Annotated in this window: 15 protein-coding genes; 10 read left to right on the top strand and 5 right to left on the bottom strand. The window is 72.3% G+C overall.

The features are described from left to right. The first annotated feature begins 197 nt into the window (after positions 1-197). Together ACWCWD_RS27725 and ACWCWD_RS27730 are read left to right on the top strand one after the other, a co-directional pair. Positions 198-4,487 carry a molybdopterin-dependent oxidoreductase gene (locus tag ACWCWD_RS27725; RefSeq protein ID WP_450776792.1) on the top strand — a complete coding sequence of 1,430 codons (4,290 nt, stop codon included), beginning with the start codon at positions 198-200 and terminating at the stop codon, positions 4,485-4,487. 207 nt (positions 4,488-4,694) lie between these two features. Then, a complete protein-coding gene (locus ACWCWD_RS27730; protein WP_450776794.1) occupies positions 4,695-6,056 on the top strand; it encodes an NAD(P)/FAD-dependent oxidoreductase in 1,362 nt (453 codons plus the stop codon). Between the two features lie 88 nt (positions 6,057-6,144). Here ACWCWD_RS27730 and ACWCWD_RS27735 read toward each other — a convergent pair whose 3' ends face one another. Both ACWCWD_RS27735 and ACWCWD_RS27740 read right to left on the bottom strand, forming a co-directional pair. After that, positions 6,145-7,692 (bottom strand): ATP-dependent DNA ligase, encoded by a 1,548-nt coding sequence (locus tag ACWCWD_RS27735; protein ID WP_450776796.1) that lies wholly within the window; start codon positions 7,690-7,692, stop codon positions 6,145-6,147. Positions 7,693-7,783: 91 nt separating this feature from the next. Then, the gene (locus tag ACWCWD_RS27740; RefSeq protein WP_450776798.1) at positions 7,784-8,575 is read right to left on the bottom strand and encodes a metal-dependent hydrolase; all 792 of its coding nucleotides are present in this window, start codon (positions 8,573-8,575) and stop codon (positions 7,784-7,786) included. A gap of 138 nt (positions 8,576-8,713) precedes the next feature. On the opposite strand from ACWCWD_RS27740, the gene ACWCWD_RS27745 reads away from it, so the two are divergent. From ACWCWD_RS27745 to ACWCWD_RS27755, 3 genes are all read left to right on the top strand, one after another. Beyond that, positions 8,714-11,227 (top strand): DEAD/DEAH box helicase, encoded by a 2,514-nt coding sequence (locus ACWCWD_RS27745; protein ID WP_450776800.1) that lies wholly within the window; start codon positions 8,714-8,716, stop codon positions 11,225-11,227. 49 nt (positions 11,228-11,276) lie between these two features. Then, entirely contained in the window at positions 11,277-12,149 is an 873-nt protein-coding gene (locus tag ACWCWD_RS27750) for an acyl-CoA thioesterase (protein ID WP_327174400.1), read from the top strand. A 220-nt stretch (positions 12,150-12,369) separates the two neighbouring features. Further along, positions 12,370-13,557 carry an esterase-like activity of phytase family protein gene (locus ACWCWD_RS27755; RefSeq protein WP_450776802.1) on the top strand — a complete coding sequence of 396 codons (1,188 nt, stop codon included), beginning with the start codon at positions 12,370-12,372 and terminating at the stop codon, positions 13,555-13,557. 63 nt (positions 13,558-13,620) lie between these two features. On the opposite strand, the gene ACWCWD_RS27760 is transcribed toward ACWCWD_RS27755, so the two are convergent. After that, positions 13,621-14,187, bottom strand: a complete 567-nt coding sequence (locus ACWCWD_RS27760; RefSeq protein WP_450776804.1) for an exonuclease domain-containing protein — start codon at positions 14,185-14,187, stop codon at positions 13,621-13,623. Between the two features lie 83 nt (positions 14,188-14,270). Continuing rightward, entirely contained in the window at positions 14,271-14,516 is a 246-nt protein-coding gene (locus tag ACWCWD_RS27765; protein ID WP_450776806.1) for a DUF6011 domain-containing protein, read from the bottom strand. A 199-nt stretch (positions 14,517-14,715) separates the two neighbouring features. Here ACWCWD_RS27765 and ACWCWD_RS27770 point away from each other — a divergent pair, with 199 nt between their 5' ends. Together ACWCWD_RS27770 and ACWCWD_RS27775 are read left to right on the top strand one after the other, a co-directional pair. Then, entirely contained in the window at positions 14,716-15,681 is a 966-nt protein-coding gene (locus tag ACWCWD_RS27770; RefSeq protein WP_450776808.1) for a DUF389 domain-containing protein, read from the top strand. A 174-nt stretch (positions 15,682-15,855) separates the two neighbouring features. Beyond that, complete coding sequence (locus ACWCWD_RS27775) at positions 15,856-17,289, top strand: DUF2252 domain-containing protein (RefSeq protein ID WP_450776810.1); 1,434 nt, start codon at positions 15,856-15,858, stop codon at positions 17,287-17,289. Positions 17,290-17,347: 58 nt separating this feature from the next. Here the strand turns inward: ACWCWD_RS27775 and ACWCWD_RS27780 are convergent, their stop codons facing one another. Further along, on the bottom strand, positions 17,348-17,746 hold the full coding sequence (locus ACWCWD_RS27780) for a DUF7144 family membrane protein (RefSeq protein ID WP_450776811.1): 399 nt from the start codon (positions 17,744-17,746) through the stop codon (positions 17,348-17,350). 164 nt (positions 17,747-17,910) lie between these two features. On the opposite strand from ACWCWD_RS27780, the gene ACWCWD_RS27785 reads away from it, so the two are divergent. Genes ACWCWD_RS27785 through ACWCWD_RS27795 form a run of 3 tightly spaced genes read left to right on the top strand, consistent with a single transcriptional unit; the run spans position 17,911 to position 19,596 of the window. Continuing rightward, the gene (locus ACWCWD_RS27785) at positions 17,911-18,483 is read left to right on the top strand and encodes a helix-turn-helix domain-containing protein (RefSeq protein WP_450776813.1); all 573 of its coding nucleotides are present in this window, start codon (positions 17,911-17,913) and stop codon (positions 18,481-18,483) included. 14 nt (positions 18,484-18,497) lie between these two features. Next, entirely contained in the window at positions 18,498-19,076 is a 579-nt protein-coding gene (locus ACWCWD_RS27790) for an N-acetyltransferase family protein (RefSeq protein ID WP_450776815.1), read from the top strand. 31 nt (positions 19,077-19,107) lie between these two features. Continuing rightward, positions 19,108-19,596 carry a glutathione peroxidase gene (locus tag ACWCWD_RS27795; RefSeq protein ID WP_450776817.1) on the top strand — a complete coding sequence of 163 codons (489 nt, stop codon included), beginning with the start codon at positions 19,108-19,110 and terminating at the stop codon, positions 19,594-19,596. Positions 19,597-19,647: the final 51 nt, after the last annotated feature.

Consider the following 19,647-nt stretch of genomic DNA (forward strand, 5'->3'; position numbering starts at 1 on the left):
CGGCCCGCCGCCCGCCCCGCCCGCCTCACACCTCTCGCCCCGGGCGTGTGCGCGGGGAGTAACCGCCCGAGCCTCCGGCGCGTCACCGTCCGGAAATTCGCCCTTCCTACGGTGCTGTCATCGGGATCACCGCCTCGGGACAGTTCTTCGGCGGAGGGTCCCGCCCGGTAAGGCACGCACCGCGGGGTGGGGGTTCGGTGGCATCTGGCTCGGACGACGGCAGCGTCCGTACGGTCTGTTCGTACTGCGGCGTCGGCTGCGGGATCGTGCTCGACCTGGTACGGGACCCGGCCGACGGCCGCCGCCGGGTGGCCAAGGCGTACGGGGACAAGGCGCACCCCGCCAACGCGGGCCGGCTCTGCACCAAGGGGGCGACCAGCGCCGACCTGATGTCGGCGCCCGGCCGGGTGGGCAGGGCGCTGGTCCGGGCCGATCGGGGCGCCGAGCCGGTCGAGACGGACGTGGACGAGGCCGTCGCCTCGGTGGCGGGGCGGCTGCGGGCGATCCTGGACGAGCACGGTCCCGACGCGCTCTCCTTCTACGTCTCCGGGCAGATGTCCCTGGAGGCGCAGTACTTGGCGAACAAGCTGGCCAAGGGTTTCGTGCGCACCAGCCGGATCGAGTCCAACTCCCGTCTGTGCATGGCCTCCGCGGGCACCGGCTACAAGCTGTCGCTGGGCGCGGACGGCCCGCCCGGCTCGTACCAGGACTTCGACCGCGCGGACGCGTTCTTCGTCATCGGCGCCAACATGGCCGACTGCCACCCCATCCTCTTCCTCCGCATGATGGACCGGGTGAAGTCGTCGGGCGCCAAGCTGATCGTCGTGGACCCGCGCCGCAACGCCACCGCCGACAAGGCCGACCTCTTCCTGCGGATCCGGCCCGGCACCGATCTCGCCCTGCTGAACGGCCTGTTGCACCTGCTGGTCGCGGACGGCCACACCGACGAGGAGTTCATCGCCGGGTTCACGGAGGGCTGGGAGGAGATGCCCGCCTTCCTCGCGGACTATCCGCCGGACCGGGTCGCGGAGCTCACGGGCATCCCGGAGGAGGACATCCGGCTGGCCGCGCGGTGGATCGGCGAGGCCGGCGAGTGGATGAGCTGCTGGACCATGGGGCTGAACCAGTCGACCCACGGGACGTGGAACACCAACGCGCTGGTCAACCTGCACCTCGCCACCGGCGCGATCTGCCGCCCCGGCTCCGGCCCCTTCTCGCTGACCGGGCAGCCCAACGCCATGGGCGGGCGCGAGATGGGGTACATGGGCCCCGGCCTGCCGGGCCAGCGGTCGGTGCTGGTCGATGCCGAGCGCGCCTTCGCCGAGAGGCTGTGGCGGATTCCCGAGGGTTCGCTCCGTACCGAAGCCGGGCACGGCACGGTGGAGATGTTCGAGCGGCTGGCCGCCGGTGAGATCAAGGCGTGCTGGATCATCTGCACCAACCCGGTCGCCTCGGTGGCCAACCGCAAGACCGTCATCGCCGGTCTGGAGGCGGCCGAACTCGTCATCACCCAGGACGTGTTCGCCGAGACCGAGACCAACGCCTACGCGGACGTGGTGCTGCCCGCGACGCTGTGGGCGGAGTCCGACGGGGTCATGGTCAACTCGGAGCGGAACCTCACGCTCGTCCAGGGCGTCGTCGACCCGCCCGGACAGGCCCTGCCCGACTGGGAGTTGATAGCCCGGGTGGCATGCGCGATGGGGTTCGCCGAGGGGTTCACGTACGCCTCGGCCGAAGAGGTCTTCGAGGAGCTGAAGCAGGCGTGGAACCCGGCGACGGGCTGGGACCTGCGCGGGGTGACGTACGACCGGCTGCGCACCACCCCCGTCCAGTGGCCCGCGCCTGCCGCGGACGGCCCGGACCACAACCCGGTGCGTTACCTCAACGACGGTTTCAGCCAGGCACTGTTGGTACGGGAGGACGGCAGCCGCCCCCGCCTGGCCTTCCCCACCGCGAGCGGACGCGCCCGCTTCTTCGCCCGTCCGCATCTGCCGGCGTCCGAACTCCCCGACGACGACTTCCCGTTCCTCCTGAACACGGGCCGGCTGCAGCACCAGTGGCACACCCTCACCAAGACCGGCAAGGTCGCCAAGCTGACCCGGCTGAACCCCGGGCCGTTCGTGGAGGTCCACCCCGAGGACGCCCGGTTCCTCGGCGTGGCGGGGGACGACCACCTGGAGGTCACCTCCCGTCGCGGGCGTGCCGTCCTGCCCGTGGTGGTCACCGACCGGGTCATGCCGGGCACCGTGTTCGCGCCCTTCCACTGGAACGACCTGTTCGGCGAGTACCTCAGCGTCAACGCCGTCACCAACGACGCCGTCGATCCGCTCTCCTTCCAGCCCGAGTTCAAGGTCTGCGCCGTGACCCTCGCCCGGACGGCGGCCCCTGTTCCGGCGGGCCGCCCGAGCACCGAACCGGAGACCACACCCGTGCCCTCGCTCCCCGTGCCCGTACCGGTCGCCGCCGCGGCCGTCCCGGCCCACTCCCCCGTCCAGGCGCTCGCCACCCTGCTCGGGCTGCCCGACCTCGTTCCGCCCCCGCTGGCGGAGCCGGAGCGCCGCTATCTCTCCGGTTACCTCTCCGGTCTCGCCGCCGCCCCGCCCGCCGCGGGGGTTCCGGTGCTGCCGCCGGACGCGCCCTTCGACACCGGCCACGCCCTCTGGGTCGACGGCGTCCTCGCGGGGATGTTCTCCCGCACCGCACCGCCGTCCGGCACCGCACCGACCCTCACCGGCGCACCCGCCGGCACCGCGACAGCGGCCGGGATACCGGACCCGGCCGGGGCGCCGGGCGCCGGAACCGCCGGACCGGCCCGCCGCCTGGTCCTCCTGTGGGCCTCCCAGACCGGCAACGCGGAGGAGTTCGCCCAGGGTGCCGCCGCACGCCTCGCCCTGGCGGGCCGTACCGCCGAGCTCCTCCCCATGGCGGAGGCGACATCGGCGCACCTCACCGCCGGGACCGACGTCCTCCTCGTCACCAGCACCTTCGGCGACGGCGAAGCCCCGGACAACGGAGCCGAGTTCTGGCAGGACCTGGCCGTGGAGGAGGCCGCCCGGCTGGAGGGGGTCCGGTACGCGGTCCTCGCCCTGGGCGACTCCTCCTACGACGACTTCTGCGGCCACGGCCGCCGGCTGGACGAGCGGTTCGCCGCCCTCGGGGCCACCCGCCTCGTCCCCCGCGCCGACTGCGAACCCGACTTCGGGGAGCGGGCCGAGCAGTGGCTCGGTCAGGTGCTCACCGCCCTGGCCGCGTCCACGGCGGCCGGCCCCGGCTCCGCGCACCCCGCCACCTCCGCGCGCCCCGCCGCCTCCACCACTCCGACGCCCGCACCCGCACCCGCACCCGCACCCGCACCCGCACCGGCCGGCTACACCAGGACGTCCCCGTTCGCCACCCTGCTCGTCGGCAACAGGCTGCTGAGCCTGCCCGGTTCCGGCAAGGAGGTGCGGCAGTTCGCCTTCGACACCCGCGACGGGGAGCTCGCCTACGACGCCGGGGACGCCCTCGGCGTCTGGCCGGCCAACAGTGCGGGGCTCACCGCCGAATGGCTGGCCCTCACCGGTCTCGACCCCGACGAGCCGGTCGACCTCGGCGACGGCGGGCCGCTCGCGCTGGCGGAGGCGCTGCGCACCCGGCTGGACATCTCCCGTGTCAGCACCGATCTGCTGCGGTTCCTGATGGAACGCACCGACAGCCACGAGCTGAAGCGGCTGCTGCGTCCCGACAACAAGGACGCGCTCGCCAAGTGGAGTTGGGGCCGTCAGGCGGCCGACGCCGTCGCCGAGTTCCCGGTCCGCGCGTCGGCGGCGGACTGGGCCGGGGCGCTCAAGCGCCTCCAGCCCCGCCTGTACTCCATCTCCTCCAGTCCGCTGGCCCACCCCGGGGAGGTCCGCCTCACCGTCTCGGTGGTCCGCTGGGCCAACCGTCTCGGCCGCGACCGCAAGGGCGTCTGCTCCACCTATCTCGCCGACCACGCCGACGACGGCCCGGTCCAGGTGTTCGTGCAGCGCTCCCCGCACTTCCGCCCGCCCGCGGACCCGTCCACCCCCATGATCATGGTCGGCCCCGGCACCGGAGTGGCGCCCTTCATCGGCTTCCTCGAAGAACGTCAGGCGCGCGGCCACTCCGGCCCCAACTGGCTCTTCTTCGGCGAGCAGCGCCGGGCCACGGACTTCTACCACCGCCAGGACCTGGAGGCGCACCTGGAGTCCGGCCACCTCGACCGCCTGGACGTCGCCTTCTCCCGCGACCAGCGCAACAAGGTCTACGTCCAGGACCGGATGCGCGAGCACGGCCCACGCCTGTGGCAGTGGCTCCGGGACGGTGCGCACTTCTACGTGTGCGGTGACGCCGGACGCATGGCCAAGGACGTCGACCGGGCGCTCCGGGACATCGTCGCCGCCCACGGCTCCATGGACACCGACGAGGCCGCCGCCTGGGTCAGGCGCCTGGCGGCGGAGAAGCGGTACGTCCGCGACGTGTACTGACGGCGGCGGGGAGTCCGGCGGGAGTGGCGGGCCCGGTCGTTGGCCCGTTCGGGTGGGGCCCGGTTCCGGTGGCCCGTCGGGCCCGTGGGTCCGGTACCCCGGGCCGGGAGGCGCGTTCAGGGGTCTGCGGTGAGGATGTGAGGTGACCCGCCCGGACTTCGGGGCAGGTGAGACACGACCGCGTAAGCCTGAGAAGGGACGCACACCGTGGCACCACCCAGGATTCTCGTCGTCGGCGCCGGCTTCGCCGGGGTCGAGTGCGTGCGCCGTCTGGAGCGTCGGCTCTCGCCGGGAGAAGCGCAGATCACGCTCGTCACGCCGTTCTCGTACCAGCTCTATCTGCCGCTTCTGCCGCAGGTGGCCTCCGGCGTGCTCACCCCCCAGTCGGTGGCCGTCTCGCTGCGGCGCAGCAGCCGTCACCGCACCCGGATCGTGCCGGGCGGGGCGATCGGCGTGGACACCAAGGCGAAGATCTGCGTGATCCGCAAGATCACGGACGAGATCGTGAACGAGCCGTACGACTACATCGTGCTCGCCGCCGGAAGTGTGACCCGGACGTTCGACATCCCCGGTCTGCTGGACCACGCCCGGGGCATGAAGACGCTCGCCGAGGCCGCGTACGTGCGGGACCACGTCATCGAACAGCTCGACGTCGCGGACGCCAGCCAGGACGAGGCGGAGCGCGCCTCGCGGCTCCAGTTCGTCGTGGTGGGCGGCGGCTACGCCGGGACCGAGACGGCGGCCTGTCTCCAGCGGCTGACGTCCAACGCCGTGAAGCACTACCCGCGGCTGGACCCGAAGCTGATCAAGTGGCATCTGATCGACATCGCCCCGAAGCTCATGCCGGAGCTGGGCGACAAGCTCGGTGTCAGTGCCATGAAGATCCTGCGCAAGCGCGGCATCGAGGTGTCGCTGGGGGTGTCGATCGCGAAGGCGGCCCGGGAGGAGGTCACCTTCACGGACGGCCGGGTGCTGCCCTGCCGCACCCTGATCTGGACGGCCGGGGTGGCCGCGAGCCCGCTGATCGCCACGCTGGGCGCGGAGACCGTACGCGGCCGGCTGGCGGTGAACGCGGAGATGGCGCTGCCGGGCGCCGACGGGGTGTTCGCGCTGGGCGACGCGGCGGCGGTGCCCGATCTCGCGAAGGGCGACGGCGCGGTCTGCCCGCCGACCGCGCAGCACGCGATGCGCCAGGGCCGGGTGGTGGCGGACAACGTCCTCGCGTCCCTGCGGGGCGGCACGCTCCAGCCGTACGTGCACAAGGACCTGGGTCTCGTCGTGGACCTCGGTGGCAAGGACGCGGTCTCCAAGCCGCTCGGGATCGAGCTGCAGGGCATCCCCGCGCAGGCCGTGGCCCGCGGCTACCACTGGTCGGCGCTGCGGACGAACGTCGCGAAGACCCGGGTGATGACCAACTGGCTGCTGAACGCGGTCGCCGGTGACGACTTCGTCCGTACCGGTTTCCAGGCGCGCAAGCCGGCGACACTGCGGGACTTCGAGTACACGGACGCCTATCTGAGCCCCGAGGAACTGGTGGCGCGTACGGAGTCCGCCGCGAAACGGAAGTGACGTTCCGACGCCGTGGGAGGGCGCCGCCCGTTAGGTCTCCGGGCGGCGCCCTCCGGCGTGTGCGGGGCGTTCTCCGGCGTGTGCGGGGTCAGCTCTGCCGGGCGAGCACGGTGGCCACGGTGTCCGCCTCCTCCGGGCGCTTGTCCTCGCGATAGCGCAGGACGCGGGCGAAGCGCAGGGTGACACCGGCCGGGTAGCGGGTGGAGCGCTGGAGGCCGTCGTAGGCGATCTCCACGACGAGCTCGGGGCGGACGGTCACCACATGCCCGTCGTCGCCGGTGGAGAGCGCGAGCAGGCGTTCGGTCTGCCAGGCGAGCAGCTGGTCGGTGAGCCCCTTGAAGGTCTTGCCGAGCATGACCGGGGCGCCGTCCGGGCCCAGCGCGGCGAGGTGCAGGTTGGAGAGCTTCCCGGTACGCCGGCCGCTGCCCCACTCGACGGCCGTCACCAGGAGGTCGAGGGTGTGCACGGGCTTGACCTTCAGCCAGGACGCGCCCCGGCGGCCCGCGCTGTAGGGGGCGGCGAGATCCTTGACGACCACGCCTTCGTGGCCGCGCTCCAGGGTCGCGGCGAAGAAGGCGTCTGCGGCGTCCCGGGCCCCGGTGTCCGACGCCGTGTCCGCCGGGCCGGTCACCAGGGTGCGGCGTACCCGCATCCCCTCGGGGACCAGACGGGCGAGGGCCGCGTGCCGTTCGGTGAGGGGCCGGTCCAGGAGGTCCTCGTCGTCCACGAGGAGGACGTCGAAGAAGACCGGGACCACCGGGAGTTCCGCGGCGGCCCGTGCCACGTCGCGTCGGGAGCCCACCCGGGCGGCGATCTCCTGGAACGGACGCGGGCGGCCGTCCGGGCCGAGCGCGATCACCTCGCCGTCGAGGATGAAGCGCTCGCCGGGAAAGCCGGCGACGGCGGTGACCAGGTCGGGGAGCCGGTCGGTGATGTCGTCGAGGGTGCGCGTCCAGACGCGTACACCGGTGGCGTCCCGGTGCACCTGGACGCGGATGCCGTCGAGCTTCTCCTCGACCGCGCACCCGCCGAGCCGGTCGATCGCCTCCCCCACCGAGCCGGCGCTCTGCGCGAGCATCGGGTGGACCGGGCGGCCCGCCGTGAGCCGGAAGCGGGCGAGCGCCCCGGGGCCGTCCGCGAGCAGGGCGACCGCGACGTCCCTCAGCGAGCCGGCGAGCATGACGGCCCGGCGTACCTCGGCCCCCGCCGCGCCGGACGCGCGGGCCAGCGCGTCCACGGCGATGGCGTCCAGGGCTCCCTGGCGCAGCTCGCCCAGGAGCAGGGCGCGGAGGAAATGCTGCTCGTCGGCGGTGGCCGCGCCCAGCAGCGCGCGCAGCCGCTCGGCTCGGGCGGCCCGGGAGCCGGGGCCGGTCAGCGCTCCGATCGCGGTCAGTTCGGCGTCCGTGTGCGCGACGGTGAGGGCGGGTTCGGTGGCGGGCGCGGGCAGGTCGCCGAGGGTGGACCAGCCGATGCCGAGCCGCCCCTGCGGCAGCCGACCGGCGAGGTACGGGATGGCGACCGGGACGTCCTCGGGGGCCGCGTCCCGGAAGAGACCGGCAAGGAGCTCGACCTTCCGGTTCCTGGCGGGGGCCCCGGCGACCTGGAGCGAGACCTGGGCGAGCCGGATGAGCAGCATGGGCCCATGGTCCTACGGGGACGCGCGCGCCGCCCGGAGAGGGGTTGAGGCTCCGGGCGGCAGGCGGTCCACGAATCAGTCCAGGCGATGGTCAGATGATGTTGAGGGCGCCCGCGGCGCCGATTCCGCCGAGCACCATGAACACCGGCATCAGCACCTTCAGCTCCACCCAGCTGCCGGCCCGGAACCGCATCGCCTTCGGCGGGCCCAGCGCGTACCAGCGCTTGCGGCCGAGGGGGATGGGCCAGAGGATCGGGCAGCCCGAGACGGTCAGCGCGTCCCCGATGTCGTGGACGAGGGCCCCGAGCAGGATCGGCAGCCCGAGCCACATGTACTCCTGGCCGGGTGCGTCGAAGAACCAGTTCGAGCCGTGACCGGGCTGGTCCAGCACGCCCGCGAGAATCCAGGCGCTGGTCGCCCCGAGCAACCAGACGAGGACGTCGCTGGAGACGCGGGCGGCCCGCCAGAGCAGGCCTTCGACGGCGAGCACCAGGTGGACGAAGAGGATGGCGAGGACCGCCCAGCGGCCGCCGAGGATCGCGAGGCCGGAGGCCGCGGCGCCGGTGAGGACGGCCCAGAGCCAGGTGTGGGTCAGGGTCCGGTGGCCGCCGTTGCGCCGGGGGTCGCCGGGGCTGCGGGTGGCCTTGTAGACGGCGTGCGAGAGCTTGTCGACGACCTCGCAGACCCCCTTGGAGACCGGCCCGAAGGCCCTGGAGATGGTGGCCGACTTGTGGTCGAGGTCGGGGGCGAGCGCGGCGCCCGCCGTGATCAGCGCGCCGACGACCAGGACGGGCCAGGGCATGGTGTGCCCCGCGGCGGCGGCCGCCGCGCCCACCCCGAGCCAGGCCGCCGCCCCGGACAGTGAGTGTGCCGGTCCCATCATGGTCTTTCCCGCCCCCAGAACTTGGTGCGGCCGACGCCGTTGCGGCGCGGCCGAGTTGAGTGGGAAGCCTACCGCCCGTGATCTTCGTAGGGCCGTCCGGTTCCCTCATCGGGACGGAAGGCAGGCAAGATGGGGGGCGTGACCCTTATCGATCAGCTGCCCCCGACCGCAGACCCGGACGCTCTCTTCGAGGCTTTCTCCTCGTGGACCGAGAGTCAGGGAATCGTCCTCTACCCCGCTCAGGAGGAGGCGCTGATCGAGGTGGTCTCCGGGGCGAACGTCATCCTGTCCACGCCGACCGGCTCGGGCAAGAGCCTGGTCGCGGCGGGTGCGCACTTCACGGCACTGGCGCAGGACAAGGTCACCTTCTACACCGCTCCGATCAAGGCGCTGGTCTCGGAGAAGTTCTTCGACCTGTGCAAGCTCTTCGGCACCGAGAACGTCGGGATGCTGACGGGCGACGCCTCGGTCAACGCCGACGCGCCCGTCATCTGCTGCACGGCGGAGGTGCTGGCCTCGATCGCGCTGCGCGACGGCAAGTACGCCGACATCGGCCAGGTCGTGATGGACGAGTTCCACTTCTACGCGGAGCCCGACCGCGGCTGGGCGTGGCAGATCCCGCTGCTGGAGCTGCCGCAGGCCCAGTTCGTCCTGATGTCGGCGACCCTCGGCGACGTCGCGATGTTCGAGAAGGACCTCACCCGGCGGACCGGCCGGCCGACCTCCGTGGTGCGTTCGGCGACCCGTCCGGTGCCGCTCAGCTACGAGTACCGCCTCACCCCGATCACCGAGACGCTGACCGAGCTGCTGGACACCCGGCAGTCCCCCGTCTACATCGTGCACTTCACGCAGGCCGCCGCCGTGGAGCGGGCGCAGTCGCTGATGAGCATCAACATGTGCAGCAAGGAGGAGAAGGAGAAGATCGCCGACCTGATCGGCAACTTCCGCTTCACCACCAAGTTCGGCCAGAACCTCTCCCGGTACGTACGTCACGGCATCGGGGTCCACCACGCCGGCATGCTGCCCAAGTACCGCCGCCTGGTGGAGAAGCTCGCGCAGGCGGGTCTGCTGAAGGTGATCTGCGGTACGGACACCCTCGGCGTCGGGGTCAACGTCCCGATCCGCACCGTGCTGTTCACCGCGCTCACCAAGTACGACGGCACCCGGGTGCGGACGCTGCGGGCGCGCGAGTTCCACCAGATCGCCGGCCGCGCCGGAAGGGCCGGTTTCGACACGGCCGGATTCGTGGTGGCGCAGGCCCCCGAGCACGTCATCGAGAACGAGAAGAACGTCAAGAAGGCGGGCGACGACCCGAAGAAGAAGCGCAAGGTCGTCCGCAAGAAGGCACCCGAGGGCTTCGTCGCCTGGTCGGAGACGACCTTCGACAAGCTGATCCAGTCCGACCCCGAGCCGCTCACCTCGCGCTTCCGGGTCACCCACACCATGCTGCTGTCGGTCATCGCCCGTCCCGGCAACGCCTTCAAGGCGATGCGCCACCTGCTGGAGGACAACCACGAGCCGCGCAGGGCCCAGTTGCGGCACATCCGGCGGGCCATCGCGATCTACCGCTCGCTGCTCGACGGCGGTGTGGTGGAGCAGCTCGCGGAGCCGGACGCCGAGGGCCGGATCGTGCGGCTGACCGTGGACCTCCAGCAGGACTTCGCGCTGAACCAGCCGCTCTCCACCTTCGCGCTCGCCGCGTTCGACCTGCTGGACGCCGAATCCCCGTCGTACGCGCTGGACATGGTCTCGGTCGTCGAGTCGACCCTCGACGACCCGCGCCAGATCCTCGCCGCCCAGCAGAACAAGGCGCGCGGCGAGGCGGTCGGGCAGATGAAGGCGGACGGCGTCGAGTACGAGGAGCGCATGGAGCGGCTCCAGGAGGTCACGTACCCGAAGCCGCTGGGTGAGCTGCTGTGGCACGCCTACGACGTGTACCGCAAGAGCCACCCCTGGGTCGGGGACCACCCGGTGTCGCCGAAGTCGGTGATCCGGGACATGTACGAACGCGCCATGACCTTCACGGAGTTCACCTCCAACTACGAGCTGGCCCGGACCGAGGGCATCGTGCTGCGCTATCTGGCGAGCGCGTACAAGGCGCTGGAGCACACGATCCCGGACGACCTCAAGTCCGAGGACCTCCAGGACCTGATCGCCTGGCTCGGCGAGATGGTGCGCCAGGTGGACTCCAGCCTGCTGGACGAGTGGGAGCAGCTCGCCAACCCGGAGGTGGAGACCGCCGAGCAGGCGCAGGAGAAGGCCGACGAGGTCAAGCCGGTCACCGCGAACGCCCGCGCCTTCCGGGTGCTGGTGCGCAACGCGATGTTCCGCCGGGTCGAGCTGGCCGCGCTGGACCGGGTCCGGGACCTCGGCGAGATGGACGCGGACTCCGGCTGGGACGAGGACCGCTGGGGCGAGGCGATGGACGCCTACTGGGACGAGTTCGAGGAGCTGGGTACGGGCCCCGACGCGCGCGGCCCCAAGCTGCTGAAGATCGAGGAGGACCCGGCGCACGGGGTGTGGCGGGTGTGGCAGGCTTTCGCCGACCCGAACGGTGACCACGACTGGGGCATCCGCGCAGAGGTGGATCTCGCGGCCTCCGACGAAGAAGGCCGCGCCGTCGTGCGCGTCACCGGCGTGGGTCAGCTGTGAGCCCGGCCGCGACGGTGACGGCGGGGCGGCGAGAGTGGAGAAGAAGCGCATGACGAACCCCGCCGAGCTCCTGGTCGACCTGCTCGACCTGGAACGGATCGAGGTCAACATCTTCCGCGGCCGGAGCCCCGAGGAGTCCCTCCAGCGGGTCTTCGGCGGCCAGGTCGCGGGCCAGGCGCTGGTCGCCGCCGGCCGGACCACCGACGGTGACCGGCCGGTGCACTCGCTGCACGCCTACTTCCTGCGCCCCGGGCGGCCGGGCGTGCCGATCGTGTACCAGGTGGAGCGGGTGCGCGACGGCCGCTCCTTCACGACGCGGCGGGTCACGGCGGTGCAGGAGGGCCGGACCATCTTCAACCTGACGGCCTCCTTCCACCGGCCCGAGGAGGCGGCCTTCGAGCACCAGCTGCCGCCCGCCCGCATCGTCCCGGACCCCGAGGAGCTGCCGACGGTCGCCGACGAGGTGCGCGAGCACCTGGGCGGGCTGCCCGAGGCGCTGGAGCGGATGGCCCGTCGCCAGCCGTTCGACATCCGGTACGTGGACCGGCTGCGCTGGACGCGCGAGGAGGTCACCGAGGCGGAGCCGCGCAGCGCGGTGTGGATGCGCGCGGTCGGCCCGCTGGGCGACGACCCGCTGGTGCACACCTGCGCGCTGACGTACGCGAGCGACATGACGCTGCTGGACGCGGTCCGCCTCCCGGTGGAGCCGCTGTGGGGGCCGCGCGGCTTCGACATGGCCTCCCTGGACCACGCCATGTGGTTCCACCGCCCCTTCCGGGCCGACGAGTGGTTCCTGTACGACCAGGAGTCGCCGATCGCCACGGGCGGCCGGGGTCTGGCCCGCGGCCGGATCTACGACCGGGAGGGCAACCTGCTGGTCTCCGTGGTGCAGGAGGGGCTGTTCCGGCGGCTGGGGGCGTAGGGTCTCCCGTCCTGACAGGGCAAGGCGGGGCATCAGGCGGCAGGCGGCAGGCGGCAGGCGGCAGGCGGCAGGCGGCAGGCGGGGCATCGGGCGGTACCCGCACAGAGGTTGACGCTCCCTCAGAAAATCACCTCATCGGGGCACGCTTCACCCCTGTGCGCACCCGGATCACACGGATGGGCGACTGTGCTCGGCGCCCGGCCGGACCAAGATCGATCGCATGAGATCCTCCTTGATCCGTCGCGCCTGCGCCGCTTCCCTGATGCTGGCGGCGGCGGTCGCCCCCGCCGTGGCGGCGCAGTCCGACACCGCCCCCGCGCAGTCGTCCGCCGCACGGCCGGCCGCCGCGCCGCCCGCCGGGGCGCACGCCCGGCTGCTGGGCGAGAAGATCGTCCCGCGCGGGCTCTCCTTCGAGAACACGACGGTGGGCGGGCTGTCCGGCATCGACCGGAACCCCTGCACCGGCGAGTACGTCCTGATCAGCGACGACCGCTCGTACCTGCAGCCGGCTCGCTTCTACACCGCCGACATCGAGGTGGACGGAGCCGGCGTCCACTCCGTCGGCTTCACCTCCACCCACCCGTTCCTGCAGCCGGACGGCTCGGTCTATCCGCCGGCGAGCACCAACGACGGCAAGGCCGTCGACCCGGAGGAGATCCGGGTCGACCCGCGTACCTGCCGCTACTGGTGGGCGCAGGAGGGCGACCGTCCGACGTCCGCCACCGCACCGGTGATCCAGCCGTCGATCCAGTTCGCCTCCCCCGCCGGCGCGTACCTGGGGCAGCTGCGGCTGCCGCCCAACTACGTGATCACCCTGGACGACCGGGGGCTGCGGCGGAACAAGGCGGTGGAGGCGATCACCTTCGGGTCCGGGGACCGCGTCCTCACCAGCGCCGTCGAGGGCCCGCTCCTCCAGGACGGCCCGGAGCCCGATCTGGAGAACGGCGCGCTGGTCCGCGTCACCCAGCAGAGCCGGGACGGACACGTGCTGGCGCAGTACGCCTACCCGATCGAGAAGATCTTCGCCGCGTCCGACCCGACCAGCCCGTGGCCCCCGGACACCGGCGTCCCCTCGATCCTCGCCTTCCCCGACGACCCGAGCCGCTACCTGGTGCTCGAACGCTCCTGGGTGGCCGGATCGGACTACAAGATCCGCCTGTACGACGCCACCACCCGGGGCGCGACCGACGTTCAGCGCGTCGACTCCCTGACCGGGCGGCGGGTCGTACCGATGCGCAAGAAGCTGGTCGCGGACTTCGACGACCTGAACCTCTCCACGGTCGACAACACCGAGGGCATGACCTGGGGCCCGGTCCTGCGGGGCGGCGAACGCACTCTGCTGCTGGTCAGTGACGACAACTTCGCGAGCGACGCGGTGACGCAGATCGTGGCGCTCGGCATTCGCTGACAGCTCCCCGCCGTGCGGGCCGGGAAGCGCCGGTGGGTGACCGCGACCGCGTGAGACGGGCCGTCAGCGGGCCTGCGGCCACCCACCGCGCCCGGCCACGTCCAGCACCAGCGCGGCGATGTTCCACGCGTCGTCGTCGCCCCGGTGGTGACGGCCCTCCAGCGGCAGCCCGGCGATCTCCAGCGCCTGCGCCATGCCGGGTCTCCGCCGCAGCCCCCGGTCTTCGGTGAACGTGGCCTTCGCGTTGGTGTGGCGGTGGCCGAAGGGGTACGGGACGCCGAACGCGCTCGCCTGGCCGAGGAACATCTTGCGGTCGTAGTCACCCCAACTCGCCCAGGGACGCGTCCCGCTGCGGTGCTCGGTCGTCAACTGGCGGCACGCCTCGACGAAGGAGACCCCCGAGTCGGCCTCCGCCCGGGTGATGCCGGTGAGTTCGGTGCAGAACGCGGAGACGACCGAACGCCGTGGCCTCACCAGCACCCGGTGCTTGGCCAGCCGCTCGCCCGCCCGCAGGTCCACGACGGTGAGGCCGATCTCGACGATCTCGCTCACCTGCCCGGCCGGGGCTTCCCCCGCCCAGCATGTCGACTCGACATCCACCACGTTGAGCAGCTCGTCCCCGAAGTCCATGGCGCGAGGGTACGGCCGGAAACGACACCCGTACATCCGTTTCCGGAGCGGGACAGGGGCACGGCGGGCCGCTCCCCGCACCCTCACAGCCCCGGCAGCGTGTCCTGGTCGGCCTCCCGGCGGCGGGCGCGGGTGTCCGGGCCCACGGGGTGGAGTTTCGCGTCGCAGGTGGGGCCGAGACCGCTCCGGCGGGAGCCCCTGCCGGTAAGCGGGCGTCCGCAGAGGCGGCACCGGACGAGGGGGCGTTCCGGGCCGCCGTCCCGCGCGGCGTCCGTGCCCGCGGTGGCCGGGGCCGGCGACGTACCGGGGAAAAGCTCGGGTGACTCCATGGAGCGGGATTCTTCCAGGAGCCTGTGACAACGGGCCCGGCCCTGCGGTGCCGCTCCCCCGCACGGGCTCGCGCCGCCACCCCGGCCGGATTGCCGACGAAGGTGCGGACGGCCTTACTGGAGTGGTCCCGCACGGAGAGACGGCGCGGGCGGGCCGCGCGGGAGTGAACCGGCGGAGCCAAGGAGTGAGAGGGGCGCGATGGACCTGATCCACGTCCGCGCGGTGAGCCCGCCCGGCCTGACCGACCGGGTCGTGGCGCTGCTCGCCGACGATCCGTGCGTCATCAACCTGATCGTGCAGCCGGGAGCGGCCCGTAACCCGGACGGCGACGCGATCGCCTGCGACGTACTGACGGGCGGCGCCAACGAGGTGCTCCGGGAGCTGCGGGACATCCGTCTGGACCAGCTCGGCTCCATCGTCGTCGAACCGGTGGACATGGCGTTCTCGGGGCGGGCCGAGGCCGGCGGGCGCGAGGAGCTGGGTCCGCTCGCGCGGGCCCCGGTCTGGGAGCAGGTGGAGGCGCGCATCCGCGCGGAGGCCCGGTATCCGCCGAGTTTCTATCTGTACCTGGTCGTCGCCGGTCTGATCGGCTCGGTGGGCATCGTCACCAACTCGCAGATCCTGATCGTGGGAGCGATGGTCGTCGGCCCCGAGTACGGCGCGATCGTCAGCATCGCGCTGGGCATCGACCGGGGCGACCGGGTCACGATCCGAAGAGGGCTGAAGGCGCTCGGCGCGGGGCTGCTGCTGACCGTGGTGATCACCTTTCTCTTCAGCCTGGTGATCCGCGGCTTCGGCTTCCAGTCGAAGGCCTTCGAGGCGGGGCTGCGTCCGGTGTCCGACCTGATCAACACCCCCAACTTCTTCTCGGTGGCGGTGGCGACGCTGGCGGGCGTCGTCGGCATCGTGTCGCTCACCGAGGCGCGGACGAGCGCGCTGCTGGGGGTGTTCATCTCGGTCACGACCATTCCGGCCGCCGCCGCCATCGCCGTCTCCGTCGCCTTCACCAGCTGGCAGGAGGCGTGGGGGTCGCTGGTCCAGCTCCTGGTGAACATCGTGGTCCTGATCCTCGTCGGTACGGGCACCCTGCGGTGGCAGCGGGCGATCTGGAGGCGGGTCGCCCGACGACGCGAGGGGCCCGTCGGGGAGGCGGGGCACGGCTGACCGCCCGCGTCCCCCGAGGGACCCGGCGTCTCGAACGTGCCGGACCGCACGCCGCCGGGGATCATCGAAGGGACCCGGCGAAGGGACCCGGCGAAGAGACTGGCGAACGCGTTCGTCGAAGTCCGGGGGGCACATCAGCACCTCACACCTCGGGGAAAGTCAGGAGAGCCCGTCATGCCCCAGGACCGCCGCCCAGCGCCACGCACCAGGCCTCGCGCCACCCCCGCCGAGCGGGCCGCCGCGGGCAAGGCCGTACGCCGGAGGGTCCCCCGGTCGGCCCACGCCGCCTTCGAGCCCTCCGCGCGCCGGTTCGATCCGTTGACGGTCCTGGAGACCCAGTCCGCGGCACGCGTGCCGGAGCTGGTCCCCCTCCGGTACGGCCGGATGACCGAGTCGCCGTTCCGCTTCTACCGGGGCGCCGCCGCGATCATGGCGGCGGACCTGGCCGGTACGCCGGACTCCGGGATCACGGCGCAGCTGTGCGGTGACGCGCATCTGCTGAACTTCCGGCTGCTGGCCTCGCCGGAGCGCAATCTCGTCTTCGACATCAACGACTTCGACGAGACACTGCCCGGCCCGTGGGAGTGGGACGTGAAACGGCTCGCGACCAGTCTCGTCATCGCCGCGCGGGCGAACGGGTTCTCGGGCCGTGAGCGCGCGGACCTCGTACGGGCGTCCGTGCGGTCGTACCGGGAGTCGATGGCCCGGTTCGCCGCGATGCGCAATCTGGAGGTCTGGTACGCGAGGATCGACGAGGCGCAGTTGCGGGCCGTCGCGACGACTCAGCTCGCCGGGCGCGGCCGCAAGAACCTCGACCGCGCCCTGCTGAAGGCTCGTACACGGGACAGCCGGCAGGTCCTCGCGAAGCTCACCGAATGGTCCGGCGGCCGGCGTCGGATCCGGTCGGACCGGCCTCTGGTCGTACCGGTCACGGAGCTGGTGCCGGACGCGGAGGCGGTCGAGACGGAAGAGCGGTTCCGGGTCCTCCTGCGGCGGTACGCCCGCAGCCTGCCCTCCGACCGCCGGGCGCTGCTCTCCGGTTTCCGGCTGGTGGACGTGGCCCGCAAGGTGGTCGGCGTGGGAAGCGTCGGTACACGCTGCTGGATTCTGCTCCTGCTGGGCCGGGACGACGACGATCCGCTCTTCCTCCAGGCCAAGGAGGCCGACACCTCGGTCCTCGCCGACCACGTCGGGACGAGCCGCTACCGCAACCAGGGCGAACGCGTCGTGGCGGGGCAGCGGCTGATGCAGGCGACGAGCGACATCTTCCTCGGCTGGGAGCGGGCGGAGGGTTTCGACGGCCGGCGCCGCGACTTCTACATCCGTCAGCTGCGCGACTGGAAGGGGATCGCGGAGCCGGAGCGGATGGTGCCCAAGGGGATGACGCTGTTCGGCGAGGTCTGCGGGGCGACCCTGGCCCGGGCCCACGCCAGGTCGGGCGACCGGATCGCGATCGCGGGGTACCTGGGGCGGAGCGACGCCTTCGACCGGGCCCTCGGCGAGTTCGCGGAGGCGTACGCGGACCGCAACGAGCGGGACCACGCGGCGCTCGTCGCGGCGGTGCGTGCCGGGCGGCTGCCCGCCGCGGACCCCTCGGGTACCCGGTGACGCACGTGGGTGCGCCCCGACGGCCCTGACCGGCCGCCGGGGCGCACCCTCGGGTTCCTCAGGTGGTTCGCTCGGTACGCGCGCACAGAGCCCAGATGACGAAGATGTTGATGGCGATGAGGATGATCGACCAGAACGGGTAGTACGGCAGCCAGAGGAAGTTGGCGACCGCACCCAGTCCTGCCAGAACCACACCGATGAGCCGGGCCCACAGTGCACCGGTGAACAGGGCGCATCCGGCCAGGACGATGACGATGCCCAGGATGAGATGGATCCAGCCCCAGCCCGTGAGATCCCACTGGAAGATGTAGTTGCGGGTGGTGACGAACACGTCGTCCTTGGCGATGGCGGCGATGCCTTCGAAGATCGCCATCGCTCCGCCGAAGATCATCAGAACGCCCGCGAACGCGGTCCATCCGGACTGGAACGCGGTGGTCTTCCGGGTGGTTTTGGCCATGGTCGGCCTCCTTGCGGTACCCGAAGCCCCTGAGCGGCCCGAGCGGCGGACCGGCGACGGTGCCCTCCTGTAAGCCTGGCACGCCCTCACCCGATCGGCATACGGACGACATAAGAGGCAGAGGACGCCTCGTTCTCTCTCATATCCGGGATACAATCCCGGATATGAGAGAGAACGAGGTGGAGTCCGTGGACCGCCGGCTGACCGCCCGGCTCGCCTCTCTCCGGGCCGAGCACGGCTGGTCCCTGGACGAGCTGTCCGGCCTGACCGGCCTGAGCAGGTCCACCCTGTCGCGGGTGGAGCGCGGCGAGCTGAGCCCGACCGCGGCTTCGCTGGGCCGGCTGTGCGCCGCGTACGGGCGGACGATGTCGAGTCTGCTGATGGAGGTCGAGGCGGAGCCGCCCCTCCTCGTGCCCTCCGGGTCCCAGCAGGTCTGGTACGACGCGTCCGTCGGCTTCACCCGCCGGTCGGTGTCGCCGCCGCACCCGGGGCTGCGCGGCGAGATCGTCGAGTGCACCCTCGATCCGGGCGCGACGATCTCCTACGAGACCCCTCCGGTCCCCGGCATGGAACAGCACCTGTGGGTACGCGAGGGGGTGGTCGGGATCACCGTCGACGGAACCACGCACACCCTGGGCACCGGCGACTGCCTGCGGTTCCGGCTGCGCGGCCCCTCCCGCTTCCACTGCCCGGGGCCGGAACGGACCCGTTACGTCCTGATGATCGTGATGCCGTGAAAGGAACCCTTCCCATGACCGAGATCGTCCCCGTGTCCGGCCCTGAACTCGTCACGTACGCGGACGAACTGGCCGCCCTCCTGGTGGACACCGTGCACAGTGGCGCGTCGGTCGGCTTCCTCGCCCCGCTCGACCGCGGCGCCGCGGCCTGCTGGTGGCGGGAGCGCGCGGAGGCCGTGGAGGCGGGCCGGCTGCGGGTCTGGATCGCCCGGGACGGCGAGCGGGTGGCGGGCACCGTCAGCCTCGTGCCCGCCCTGCTGCCGAACGCCCGCCACCGCGCCGAGGTCGCGAAGCTGATGGTCCGCCCGTCCGGCCGCGGGCGCGGGCTGGGCCGGGCGCTGCTGACGGCCGTGGACGAGTGGGCCGCCTCGGCGGGTCTGTCGCTGCTGGTGCTGGACACCGAGACGGGGAGCGCGGCCGAGCGGCTCTACCGGGCGGCGGGCTGGACGGAGTGCGGCTCGGTGCCGGGCTACGCGCAGGACGCGGCCGGGACGCTCAAGGCCACGACCTACTACTACAAGCTCCCCGGCAAGCCCGAGGCGGGCGCCGGCGCGGACGGGGCCGGGGCCACAATGGGCGGCGACGCCTCCTGACCGGGCGGCACTCTGACGCGAGGAGATACCGATGACGCTGCACGACATTCCCCTGCACACCCTGACCGGCGAGCCGACGACGCTGGGCGCCTGGAGCGGCAAGGCGGTGCTGCTGGTGAACGTCGCGTCCAAGTGCGGCCTCACGCCCCAGTACGAGGGCCTGGAGCGACTGCAGAAGACCTACGGCGAGCGGGGCTTCACCGTTCTGGGCGTGCCGTGCAACCAGTTCGCCGGGCAGGAGCCGGGCACCGCCGAGGAGATCCAGACCTTCTGCTCGACGAATTACGGGGTCAGCTTCCCGCTCCTGGCGAAGACCGAGGTCAACGGTGACGGCCGGCACCCGCTCTACGTGGAGCTGACGAAGCTGGCGGACGCCGACGGCGAGGCCGGCGACGTCCAGTGGAACTTCGAGAAGTTCCTGATCTCCCCCGCCGGTGAGCCGGTCGCCCGCATCCGCCCGCGCACCGAGCCGGAGGCGCCGGAGGTCGTGGCCGCCATCGAGGCGCAGCTGCCCGCCTGACGGCCGCTGCCGGCGTACGCGGCCGGGGCGCCGGGGGTACGTACCCCCGGC

This window comes from Streptomyces sp. NPDC001493 (genome assembly GCF_053597235.1).